Genomic DNA, 11,828 nt, shown 5'->3' on the forward strand with positions numbered 1-11,828 from the left:
ATTTCTAAGCCAAAGCTGATATTTCTAAGCCAAAGCTGAGATTTCTAAGCCAAAGCTGATATTTCTAAGCCAAAGCTGATATTTCTAAGCCAAAGCTGATATTTCTAAGCCAAAGCTGATATTTCTAAGCCAAAGCTGATATTTCTAAGCCAAAGCTGATATTTCTAAGCCAAAGCTGAGGTTTCTAAGTCAAAGCTGATATTTCTAAGCCAAAGCTGATATTTCTAAGCCAAAGCTGATATTTCTAAGCCAAAGCCGTGATTTCTAAGCCAAAGCTTAGATTTCTAAGCCAAAGCTGATATTTCTAAGCCAAAGCTTGGAATTTTAATACACCTTATCCGTTTACTAACCAAGCGTTCACCCAATTTTCCGCCTCCTGCCAATGATGAACACGGATGACATTATTCGGAACTGGTTTCCGGTTGTACGGGGTATCAAATAAAATAACAGGGATATTAAGCTGTTCAGCGATATCAACTGCATTATCATGCTTATCTTCAAAAAATAAATCAATCTTATGTTTCTGTGCAGTTCCTACCTTATCATGTGAACCGATCAACTCAATATGATTGTAATCAATCTCATATTGCTGGAACCAATTTTCAGTTATATTCATCAGTTTATCAGATCTAGCACTAATAAAATAGATTTCATGATTATGAATCCATCTTGATAAAACAGCTTTTGCTCCAGCTGCGATTGGTGAGGACGAGTAGATTTCAGGTTCCGCTTGTTTAAACCATTTATGGAAAGCATCTTGGGATACGTCGATACACTTGGTAATTTCATATTCAACTAGATCGTCTAACGTAATATCTAATTGGAATGCTTGATTAATATGGGGAACGAGCGCGGTAGGGCATGTAACTGTTCCATCTATGTCGATTCCAAATCGTTTCTGCATATATATAACCTCTTTTCTTTTGATATGAAAAAGCTGCTTTAAAGGAAGCATATGAATGCTTGCCTTTAAAAACAGCTTGCTTACATGTATGATTTTCTTTTCATTCATATTCCAAATGAAGGTTAATCGATATTTTTACTGGCTTACTTTATCTGCTTTTTGTTTTTCTTCTTCTTGCTTTTTGAAATATTCGGCGGCCATGATGTCGATTTCTTTTTTCAATTCTTCAACCATCGTTTCTTCCGGTACTTTTCTGACCGTTTTTCCCTTTTTAAATAATAATCCTTCACCGCGTGCGCCGGCAATTCCGATATCTGCTTCACGAGCTTCACCAGGTCCATTCACAGCACAGCCAAGAACGGAAATTTTTAACGGTGCTTTGATTTTTTGAATGTACTCTTCGACTTCATTGGCAATACTAATTAAATCAATTTCGATTCTTCCACATGTCGGGCACGAAACAAGCGTAGCTGCGTTCGAAATTAAGCCGAATGATTTTAAAAGTTCTCGAGCGACTTTTACTTCTTCAACAGGGTCTGCACTTAATGAAATGCGCAACGTGTTTCCAATCCCTTTGCTAAGAATCGCTCCTAAGCCTGCGGCACTTTTAATCGTACCGGCAAATAGTGTTCCACTTTCTGTAATCCCAAGATGAAGTGGATAATCAAACGCTTTTGCTGCTTTCTCATATGCTTCAATTGCTAAATTCACATCAGATGCTTTCATCGAAACGATAATATCGTGAAAATCTAGATCCTCGAGAATTTTAATGTGATGCAGTGCACTTTCTACCATTCCATCTGCAGTTGGATAGCCGTATTTATTAATAATATGGCGTTCCAAACTTCCCGCATTGACGCCGATCCGAATCGGAATGCCCTTTTCTTTTGCAGCCTTTACAACGGCTTCTACTTTTTCACGGCGGCCGATATTACCCGGGTTAATTCGGATTTTATCTGCTCCACCTTCAATAGCGATTAAGGCAAGGCGATAATCGAAATGAATATCAACGACAAGTGGAATCGTAATTCTTTTCTTAATTTCCGGGATTGCTCGTGCAGCTCGTTCATCAGGGCACGCCACCCGAACAATTTGACATCCTGCTTCAGCTAAACGGTTAATTTCAGCTACCGTTGCTTTAACGTCATGTGTTTTTGACATAGTCATACTTTGAATAATTAGTTCGTTGCTGCCCCCGATTGTCAAATTCCCGACTTTTACGGGGCGTGTTTTTGTACGATGTATAATTTCACCCAAGGGTAATTCTCTCCTTTTTATAAACCGAAGAATTGATGGTTACTTAAATATTGTATCAATTTTATGATGATGTTGCCAATATAATCGCAATCTTAATCATATAAGGGAAATTTATACACTTGTCCAACTTGAATTTGATCTGGCTTCATACCATTGTTTAACTCGATAAAATCATCGACTGTCTGTTCAATTGATACAGATAATGGTTGCTCACTTAAAGCTTCCATAATAGAGAGAACGGTATCTCCCTGCTTTACTTTTATTAATGTATAAGGAGGTTCACTCGCTGGCTGCTCTTCTATCGGAGGAGCCGATTCAACGATTGAGGGGGAAAGGGTTCCGACGGTTAGGTCATAATAAATGCTATAAATAATTACAAGTCCTACGAATAATGCGGCAATGTTTTTCATCTTTCTTCTCCTCTCATCATAGATATATATGTATATGAGAGGAGAAGAAAAAATATGCCTATTTTTTTAATTTCGGCTTCGGAATTTTCCGTACGCCGAAAAAGAGATAAAGCAAACAGATGGCGAAATCAATGATATAATCTGCCGTAATATTGATTTGCAACAGCGATAGAATTCCGAACAGTAATGTTGGGAAAGTGAAACTAAATGCTGTTAATCGCCAACTTTGCCGATATGGCAGTTTTCTTTTCCCCCATTTTGCAAATAATAAAGCAACAACAGCAAAGATAGAAATTTTGGCAACGATCACACCAACGTTTAATACGTATGTAAAAAGCATGTAGATCGGCACCATAATAAATAGACCGGACGTATCCAAATCGAAACCTGGAATGGTCGTTGAATGCTTATCAATAAACAAGATCGTTGATAAACTTGGTAAAAAATAAAGAAAGGCTAGAAAAAAGACGTATTGAAATGTTTTTCCAATGCCGAGAAAACGGTACTTGGCAATTTCCTTTACGGAGTAAATACTTTTGTAAAATATGGTAAAAATTGATATGCTTCTCATAGTCCCCATCCTATTATTCATCGATCTTTCCTTCTCATCCAGTTTAGATGGTTGAATCGCGATTATTCAAGCGTTTTATGAAAAAGTTAGGAAATGTTCAGAAAGTCGAAAGGGTGATGAAGTGTGAAGAGAACATCATGCATATTATTTGTGTACTGATCTATATTTTGGTACTCTTATGATGTACGATTGAATCGATTGACGATTCAAAATATTACATAGGGAGGAATTTTTAAATGGCATACGAATTACCACAATTACCTTATGGATATGATGCATTGGAGCCTCATATTGATAAGGAAACAATGAATATTCACCATACAAAGCACCATAACACATACGTAACAAACTTAAACGCTGCACTTGAGGGACATGCTGATCTTGCAAGCAAATCGGTTGAAGAATTGATTGCGGATCTTGACGCTCTTCCAGAGTCAATTAAAACAGCAGTACGTAATAACGGTGGAGGACATGCGAACCACTCATTGTTCTGGAAGCTTCTTTCTCCAGAAGGTGGCGGTGAGCCGTCTGGTTCATTAGCAGAAGCAATCACTAGCAAATTTGGTAGCTTTGATAAATTTAAAGAGCAGTTCCAAGCTGCTGGAGCAGGGCGCTTCGGTTCAGGCTGGGCATGGTTGATTCTAAATAACGGTGAGCTTGAAATTACGAGCACACCAAACCAAGACAGCCCATTAATGGAAGGGAAAACACCTTTACTTGGACTTGATGTATGGGAGCATGCATATTACTTAAAATACCAAAACCGTCGTCCAGAATACATGGGTGCTTTCTGGAACGTTGTGAATTGGGACGAAGTACAAAAGCTTTACGAAGCAGGAAAATAATAATAAGAAAAAACGAATTGCAATCTGCAATTCGTTTTTTTATTGCCGAGTTTTAGCATCGTCCTATCATTTTCAGTTACTAATGAAATGATATACATAATGTAGTTCATATTCAGTTCATAAATGTAATTTATCATCCGTATATGATAATTATTTGTATTGTAAGAGGGAGGAATTACATTGAATAATCAAGCAAAGGAGACTTTGACTTTCGCTGGTCAATATGCTGTTGAAGCGAAAGGATTAGTCAAAGCTTTTGGTGATAATCGTGCAGTTGATGGAGTTGATCTGCATGTTCCAACAGGTTCCATATACGGTGTGCTTGGTCCAAATGGCGCGGGAAAGACGACGACTATCAGAATGTTGGCGACACTGTTGCGGGCGGATGAAGGCATGGCACGTATCTTTGGATATGATGTTGTCAAGGAGGCACAAATTGTCCGTCAATTGATTGGTATAACTGGTCAGTATGCTTCCGTCGATGAGTCGCTTAGCGCTACTGAGAATTTAATTATTTTTTCTCGACTACTAGGGCTTGGGCGGACAGATGCGAGACGCAAGGCAGCACAATTGTTAGAGGAGTTTGGATTAACGGAGGCGGCAAAGCGGCCATTAAAACACTTCTCAGGCGGTATGCGCCGCCGGCTGGATTTAGCAGCAAGCCTTATCGCACAGCCGCCATTGATTTTTTTAGATGAACCAACAACAGGGCTAGATCCAAGAACACGGAACCAAATGTGGGACACGATTCGCCGCTTAGTAAAGGAAGGTTCCACAGTGCTATTAACAACACAATATCTTCAAGAAGCAGATGAACTCGCTGACCGAATTGCGGTGATCGATCATGGAAGTGTTGTTGCAGAAGGAACAGTAGATGAATTAAAAGCATCCGTAGGCACTTCATCCTTGTATTTAAGTATGCAAAATCCACAAGATATTCACGATGCTCGTCAGATTATCAATCGGGTTCTGAAGGCCGAGTCATCGATTTCTTCCGAAGGCGGAAGGATTATTGTTCCAATGGAGGATGCGGACCGCGCCACTGATTTGCTCATTGCCCTTCGTGAGTCGGGGATCCGTTTGGCCGAGTTAAGTGTGCAAAAGCCGACATTGGATGAGGTCTTTTTAACGATTACTGGCAAAGGTGCGATCGACACATCAAAGGACTCAAATAGATTGAAAGATGAAGAGGTGGTTAGAGGATGAAAACTACTACAATGACATCGGTTGCCAATCGGCAATTCCGTAACAAAACAAGCTTCCGTCAAACGGTTCGCAATTCGTTAACAATGGCATATAGAGGATTACTAAAGATTCGCCGTACACCTGAGCAATTGTTTGATGTGACGCTGCAGCCGATTATTTTTACTTTAATGTTTACGTATATTTTTGGAGGGGCGATTTCTGGGGATGTGCAAAGTTATTTGCCGGTCATTATTCCGGGGATTCTTGTGCAAACGGTGATTACGACTTCGATTGTTACCGGGGTCCAATTGCGTGAGGATATGGATAAGGGAGTATTTGACCGCTTCAAATCACTGCCGATCGCGCGAATTTCACCATTAGCAGGTGCTTTACTGGCAGACAGTATTAGGTATACAATTGCGTCTGTACTTACCTTTACAATGGGGTACATTATGGGGTATCGTCCAGATGGAGGGGTAGGGTATGTTGCTATTGCGGCCCTTCTTGTCATTGTATGTTCATGGGCAATCAGCTGGATTTTTGCCTTTTTCGGTGTAATTGCACGTACGGCATCAAGTGTGCAAGGAATTTCAATGATTATCCTGTTCCCGCTTACATTTGTTTCTAATGCTTTTGTGCCGGCTGAAACGATGCCTCATTGGCTGCAATGGTTTGTGAAGATCAACCCGATCTCCCATCTTGTCACTGCGGTTAGGGAGTTGACAAACAATGGGGCGATTGGTGTCGACTTGATCCTTTCTCTTGTTGGTGCAGCGGTCATTGTGGCGATTTTTGCACCGCTCACTGTTCGGGCTTACATGCGCAAAACTTAAATATTCGGCACTCTCAATCATATAGCCCCGTATGAATAAATGATAAAGGAATGAATACGATGGTGAAAATATTAATCGTAGACGATGATCCGCATATTCGGGAATTGATTCACCTTCTACTTTCCAAGGAAGGATTTTCGATTAAAGAAGCGGCAGATGGAGAAGAAGCCTTATCTATATTAGAAACAGATAAAATTAACCTCGTTATTTTAGATATTATGATGCCGAACATGGATGGTTGGACATTATGCCGTGAAATTCGAACGTATTATTCCGATACTCTTCCAATTTTGATGTTAACAGCAAAAGGGGAGACGGCGCAAAAGGTGAAAGGCTTTGACCTTGGAACCGATGATTATTTAGTCAAACCATTTGCTCCGGTAGAACTCGTTGCTCGAATTAAAGCTTTACTCAAACGCTATCAAATTACGCTTTCCAATCGAATTGAATTAGGAAATATCGTTATTGATCGAGCTGCATACAAGGTTTATTTAGGGGATCATGATGTAACGTTACCGATGAAGGAATTCGAGCTTCTGTTTAAGCTAGCAATCCATCAGCAACAGACTTTTTCAAGGGAACAACTTATCGAAGATATTTGGGGCTTTGATTATGAAGGGGATGAAAGGACGGTTGATGTCCATATTAAACGCCTGCGGAAACGATTCTCTAATGAAGATTGCCCTTTTAAAATTGTAACCATTCGAGGTCTCGGTTATCGTTTGGAGATGAACCATTGAACTTACCTAAAACAATCAAGCGCATATTTGGTTTTTTAGCAATCATCCTGTCTTTGCTACTCTGTTGGTCCTGTTCCTATTGGTTTACATCTTGGCTGTTTGCGGAAATACAATATACTCCTTCTGAATATGCAATTCAGCTTATCAACTCAATTTTAGGTTTCTTCTTGTTTGGTCTTTGCATGTTTTTTATAACGAAAATTAAATGGGTGCAAGATCATCAAGTGAAAATGATCCATCCGATCATTCATGCGATGAAAATGATGGCAGAAGGAAACTTTAATATTGATCTTTCCTTTTATGATCAAGAACAATTCCAAGATCGTAATCATCCATATTCTTATATTGTTGAAAATATCAATAATATGGCAAGTAAACTTGGGGCAATGGAGGAAATGCGCCAAGAATTTATTTCAAATGTCTCACATGAAATTCAGTCACCATTAACGTCAATTAATGGGTTTGCTCATGCGCTAAAGAACGATGAGTTAAGTCCAAATGAACGCAAGCGTTATTTAGAAATTATTGAAATGGAAAGCACGAGACTTTCGAAATTAAGCGAAAATTTATTAAAACTAACTTCCCTAGAATCTGATCAGCTTGGATTTGATCAACAAACATATCGGTTAGATCACCAACTTCGTCGCATCATCCTTGCGAATGAGCCGCAATGGGCCGAAAAGGAAATTCAGATGGATATTTACCTTGAACATATAACGATCACTGCGAATGAGGACTTGCTTGATCAAGTATGGATTAACTTACTTCATAATAGCATTAAATTCACACCTAGAAATGGGACGATCACAATCGAAGCACGAAAGAAGGCAGATCATGATCTAATTGTAAAAATAAAAGATACCGGAATCGGTATGAATCAAGAAGCATTGATACACATATTTGAGCGCTTTTATAAAGCTGATCAATCAAGAACTCGTCATTTCGGAGGCAGTGGCCTCGGTTTACCGATTGTTAAAAAAATAATCGATTTGCATAAAGGTGCTATTCAAGTACAAAGTGAACTTGGGAAGGGTACAGAAGTGACAGTCAAGTTAAATTAATGTTTAAGTTTCATTTCTTGAAGAGTAGCATAAACAGATTAATGCAAAATAAGAATGGGGTTGTTTGGAAAGTCGATTGAAACGAACTTTCTGGACAACTTTTTTCAGTATATAAGGGAATTTAAAAGCTTACTAAGTTTGTTCAGATGCTATGTTTTACAGTGCAAAAGATCTGTTTATCGCAACCTTGTCTTTGTTTTTTCATTGTTTTTGTATAAAACTTCCCTCTCCACGAAAAATAAGTCAGAGGGGAGTAGTTGTGATGTTAAAAAAATGGATCGGAGAGATTGGTGTTTCTCGGGATTTGCTTTTGCTCTTATTCATCGGTGGACTTTATTTTTTAAGTACTTCTTTATCCAATACGTTTGTCAATATATTTTTATGGAAGCAAACGGGAGAATTTATCGATCTTGCTCTATACAATTTGGCGATCGTCATCTTTCAGCCACTCACATTTATTGTTGCGGGAAGATGGGCAAAAAAAGTGGATCGGGTCATTGTTTTACGAATGGGTGTTATTTTTCTTTCGTTATTTTATATTGCTGTATTGGTCTTTGGAAAGGATGCGTCACAATGGCTATTGTTCCTGGGGACCTTGCTTGGAATCGGCTATGGTTTTTATTGGCTTGCATTTAATGTATTAACATTTGAAATTACCGAGCCAGAAACGAGGGATTTCTTTAATGGCTTTATGGGGGCACTTACGTCAGCAGCGGGTGTCATTGGTCCGATTTCAGCCGGTTTTTTGATTACACGTCTACAAGGCAATGTTGGTTATACGTTGATTTTTGCGATCTCGTTTAGCTTATTTGCGATTGCTGTCTTATTAAGCTTCTTTTTGAAGCGGCGACCAGCTTCAGGCAAGTACAAACTTAGAAGGATTATGGCCGAAAGGAAAAAGAATATAAATTGGCGCCTTGTGACAAATTCACACTTCTTTCAAGGACTTCGAGAAGGAACGTTTATATTTATGATTTCAGTCCTCGTTTTCATTTCTACACAAAGTGAGTTATCACTTGGGACGTTTGGGCTTGTAAATGCAGGAGTCGGCTTTGTTTTTTATTTATTTGCGACAAAAATGATTAAGAAAGAGAAAAGAAAGAAGGTCATGTTGCTTGGCGCGATCATCCTATACGTCGTTATTTTTCTTATCGCCTTCCAGCCAACCTATACAAGGTTACTCATTTATGGCGCACTCATTGGGTTGGGATATCCACTTATGCTCGTTCCATATTCATCGATGACTTATGACGTCATCGGAAAAAGCTGGAAAGCTGCCGAGATGCGGATTGAGTATATTGTTGTAAGGGAACAATACCTCAATGTTGGTCGGATCGTTTCAATCATCATTTTTATCGCCGCCATTCGTTTGTTCAACCCAATGGATTGCATCCCTATTTTATTATTTCTTCTTGGCCTTGGTCATCCTTTAGCCGCTCTATTCGTATCGAAAGTTCGCCTCCATGAAACATCTTGACTAGTTGTATTGGATCGAACTTTCTTTTACAATAGGGATAAGGAAGAGGGAAAGGAATGGCGATGTTGGAAAATAAAAAAAGAAAGAAAAAGTCCCATGTTCCGGCGCGGATGAACATGTTATTTTTTATTGTCTTTTTGTTATTTTCACTATTAATCTTACGACTTGGCGTTGTTCAAATCGTAAACGGTGAAGATGCAAAACGAGAGCTTGAAAAAACAGAGGATATTAATGTCAATACATCGGTGCCACGGGGAATTATTTTTGATCGTTATTACAATCCAATTGTTGAAAATGAACCACAAAAGGCGATTACATATACGGCCCCAAAAGGTGCGAAGCAAGAAGAGACATTGGAGATCGCTAGAGAGCTTGCGAAAATCATCGATCAAGATACGAAAAAAATTACGTATCGCGATAAGGTTGATTACTGGCTGATGCTTCACCCCGATGAGGGAGATGCGAAAATAACGGAGGCAGAAAAGGAAAAATACAAAGGAAAAGATGCGGAGCTTGATAAGTTAAAGCGGGAGCGCGTGACAGATGCGGAGCTTGAATCGCTTACAGAGGATGAATTAGAAGTGTTGGCGATCTATCGTGAGTTTACGAGTGGCTATGCGCTTGTGCCGCAAATTGTTAAGAACGAAAATGTAACAATGGAGGAATTTGCAGAGGTTAGTGAGCATTTAAGCAAGCTGCCAGGGGTCGATACAACGATCGATTGGAATCGCAGCTATGTGTATGAAAATACATTGCGCTCCATACTCGGAAACTTAACAACGGGGCTGCCGGCCGAAAATCTGCAATATTATTTATCGCGCGGATATAGCAGAAATGACCGAGTCGGGAAAAGTTATATTGAATTGCAATATGAAGATGTATTGCGCGGACAAAAAGAAAAAGTGAAGAACATTACACGTTCTGGTGAAATCATTGGTACAAAACTTGTCCATGAAGGGAAGCAAGGAAATAATTTAGTTTTGACGATTGATATGGAGTTACAGCAGGAAATCGATAAAATTATTGAGGAAGAAATTTTAAGCGCGAAAGGACAATATGGTGCACGGCTTCTCGATCGGGCCTTCGTCACATTAATGGATCCATTTACCGGAGAAGTATTGGCAATGTCGGGAAAGCAATATCGTTATAATGAAGAAGAAAAAAAATACGAATTTAGCGATTTTGCTGCGGGAAATATGACAACTGCCTATGTTCCGGGTTCTGCAATAAAAGGTGCAACGGTTATGAGCGGCTATATGGCGGGAGTGCTTAATGTCGGAGGTTCGCAATACGATGAGCCGTTAATCATTAAAGGAACAGGAACGTTTAGCTCCCATTTTAACCGTGGGGGTAATAATCAATCGATTACCGATTATATGGCACTTGTTCGTTCCTCGAACGTTTTTATGTATAAGACGGCGATTCAAATCGGTGATGGTCGCTACCAGCGAGGAATGCCGCTAATTATCGATAAAGCGAAAGCATTTAATCAAATGCGCTATTATTTTAATCAATTTGGGCTTGGGGTTAAAACCGGTATTGATTTACCAGGTGAGCAAACCGGATTTATCGGCTCAGTTGCAAGTGCCGCTGCTGGTAACGCGCTTCATTTTTCAATTGGACAATATGATACGTACACACCTTTACAACTCGCTCAATATGTATCAACGATTGCCAATGGCGGCTACCGTATGCAGCCGCAAATCGTTAAGGAAATTCGAGAGCCGGGCGATGGAAATGGCGAGCCTGGTGCGATTGTCAGGGAAATGAAGCCGAATGTATTAAATCGGCTCGATGCGACCGATAGACAAATTGAACAAGTTCAAAAAGGCTTCTATGGTGTTTTTCATGATGCACAAGGGACAGGAAGAAGCTTCTTTAGTAATAAACCGTATGAGCCAGCAGGAAAAACAGGAACGGCTGAAACACGTGACCAAGCTACGGACGTATGGAATTTAACACTTGTTGGCTATGCTCCATATAAAAATCCGGAAGTTGCTATGTCTGTCGTTGTCCCATCTGCCTATGTAGATGGAGCAAGCGACAATCGCATCAATCTGAAAATCGGTGAACGGGTCATGGATGCCTATTTTGATATAAAAGCAAAACGGGCAAATATTGGTGGCAGTGAGAAAACGGAAGAATAAACAGACAAAAAAACACACTTCATACGAAGTGTTCAGAGCGTAGACAAAAGGGTTGGAAATCATTTTGATTTCCAACCCTTTTCCTATTAATTCAGGTTAAATCTGTGAAAAAGTTCATTTCAGCTTTCCATTTTGGTTCTTATTAAGCGATGGTTGGCGTTTTCCATGTCCAACTGGCCAACTTCTTAAGATTTAAGGCAGCAAAAGTCAGCATCGCCTGCATGGACAATTTTTTAATACCTTTTAAGGTTGTCCAGCGCATGCCATGCTTTTCTTTGGCATCGGCAAAGACACGTTCAATCGTCTCTTTACGCTTTCCGTATATTTCTTTAATTTCATGATTGTGTCGTAAGTCCTCAGCTACATCCAAGTAATCTTGCCAGATATGACGTTGGATC

General features: G+C 39.6%; 12 protein-coding genes. 7 read left to right on the top strand and 5 right to left on the bottom strand.

Annotated elements, in window-relative coordinates:
• Window positions 1–334: 334 nt before the first annotated feature.
• From KHA95_RS13640 to KHA95_RS13655, 4 genes are all read right to left on the bottom strand, one after another.
• Window positions 335–904 carry a 5' nucleotidase, NT5C type gene (locus KHA95_RS13640; protein WP_213138053.1) on the bottom strand — a complete coding sequence of 190 codons (570 nt, stop codon included), beginning with the start codon at window positions 902–904 and terminating at the stop codon, window positions 335–337.
• 135 nt (window positions 905–1,039) lie between these two features.
• On the bottom strand, window positions 1,040–2,161 hold the full coding sequence (ispG, locus tag KHA95_RS13645) for a flavodoxin-dependent (E)-4-hydroxy-3-methylbut-2-enyl-diphosphate synthase (protein ID WP_249316870.1): 1,122 nt from the start codon (window positions 2,159–2,161) through the stop codon (window positions 1,040–1,042).
• 92 nt (window positions 2,162–2,253) lie between these two features.
• Window positions 2,254–2,571 (bottom strand): LysM peptidoglycan-binding domain-containing protein, encoded by a 318-nt coding sequence (locus KHA95_RS13650; protein ID WP_213138054.1) that lies wholly within the window; start codon window positions 2,569–2,571, stop codon window positions 2,254–2,256.
• A 58-nt stretch (window positions 2,572–2,629) separates the two neighbouring features.
• The gene (locus KHA95_RS13655; protein ID WP_213138055.1) at window positions 2,630–3,142 is read right to left on the bottom strand and encodes a DUF1189 family protein; all 513 of its coding nucleotides are present in this window, start codon (window positions 3,140–3,142) and stop codon (window positions 2,630–2,632) included.
• A gap of 236 nt (window positions 3,143–3,378) precedes the next feature.
• Between KHA95_RS13655 and sodA the strand changes: the two genes are divergently transcribed.
• The 7 genes from sodA to KHA95_RS13690 all read left to right on the top strand — a co-directional run bounded on the left by sodA (window position 3,379) and on the right by KHA95_RS13690 (window position 11,430).
• Window positions 3,379–3,987, top strand: coding sequence for a superoxide dismutase SodA (sodA, locus tag KHA95_RS13660; RefSeq protein WP_213138056.1), 609 nt, complete (start codon window positions 3,379–3,381; stop codon window positions 3,985–3,987).
• Window positions 3,988–4,167: 180 nt separating this feature from the next.
• On the top strand, window positions 4,168–5,193 hold the full coding sequence (locus KHA95_RS13665; protein WP_213138057.1) for an ATP-binding cassette domain-containing protein: 1,026 nt from the start codon (window positions 4,168–4,170) through the stop codon (window positions 5,191–5,193).
• Window positions 5,190–6,005, top strand: coding sequence for an ABC transporter permease (locus tag KHA95_RS13670; protein ID WP_213138058.1), 816 nt, complete (start codon window positions 5,190–5,192; stop codon window positions 6,003–6,005). Before KHA95_RS13665 ends, KHA95_RS13670 begins: the two co-directional genes overlap by 4 nt.
• 59 nt (window positions 6,006–6,064) lie before the next feature.
• Entirely contained in the window at window positions 6,065–6,745 is a 681-nt protein-coding gene (locus KHA95_RS13675; RefSeq protein ID WP_213138059.1) for a response regulator transcription factor, read from the top strand.
• Complete coding sequence (locus tag KHA95_RS13680; protein ID WP_213138060.1) at window positions 6,742–7,806, top strand: sensor histidine kinase; 1,065 nt, start codon at window positions 6,742–6,744, stop codon at window positions 7,804–7,806. Before KHA95_RS13675 ends, KHA95_RS13680 begins: the two co-directional genes overlap by 4 nt.
• A gap of 262 nt (window positions 7,807–8,068) precedes the next feature.
• Complete coding sequence (locus KHA95_RS13685) at window positions 8,069–9,283, top strand: MFS transporter (RefSeq protein WP_213138061.1); 1,215 nt, start codon at window positions 8,069–8,071, stop codon at window positions 9,281–9,283.
• 56 nt (window positions 9,284–9,339) lie between these two features.
• Entirely contained in the window at window positions 9,340–11,430 is a 2,091-nt protein-coding gene (locus KHA95_RS13690) for a peptidoglycan D,D-transpeptidase FtsI family protein (RefSeq protein ID WP_249316872.1), read from the top strand.
• Between the two features lie 142 nt (window positions 11,431–11,572).
• Here KHA95_RS13690 and KHA95_RS13695 read toward each other — a convergent pair.
• On the bottom strand, window positions 11,573–11,828 hold a 256-nt coding region (locus KHA95_RS13695), incomplete at its 5' end, for a transposase (RefSeq protein WP_213138062.1).

This window comes from Bacillus sp. FJAT-50079 (assembly GCF_018343515.1).
Taxonomy (GTDB): domain Bacteria; phylum Bacillota; class Bacilli; order Bacillales; family Bacillaceae_C; genus Lederbergia.

Bases quoted from the DNA above. Each gene is read 5' to 3' on its own strand.
- KHA95_RS13640 (WP_213138053.1), bottom strand. From the start codon at position 904: ATGCAGAAACGATTTGGAATCGACATAGATGGAACAGTTACATGCCCT.
- KHA95_RS13650 (WP_213138054.1), bottom strand. From the start codon at position 2,571: ATGAAAAACATTGCCGCATTATTCGTAGGACTTGTAATTATTTATAGC.
- KHA95_RS13655 (WP_213138055.1), bottom strand. From the start codon at position 3,142: ATGAGAAGCATATCAATTTTTACCATATTTTACAAAAGTATTTACTCC.
- sodA (WP_213138056.1), top strand. From the start codon at position 3,379: ATGGCATACGAATTACCACAATTACCTTATGGATATGATGCATTGGAG.
- KHA95_RS13670 (WP_213138058.1), top strand. From the start codon at position 5,190: ATGAAAACTACTACAATGACATCGGTTGCCAATCGGCAATTCCGTAAC.
- KHA95_RS13675 (WP_213138059.1), top strand. From the start codon at position 6,065: ATGGTGAAAATATTAATCGTAGACGATGATCCGCATATTCGGGAATTG.
- KHA95_RS13685 (WP_213138061.1), top strand. From the start codon at position 8,069: ATGTTAAAAAAATGGATCGGAGAGATTGGTGTTTCTCGGGATTTGCTT.
- KHA95_RS13690 (WP_249316872.1), top strand. From the start codon at position 9,340: ATGGCGATGTTGGAAAATAAAAAAAGAAAGAAAAAGTCCCATGTTCCG.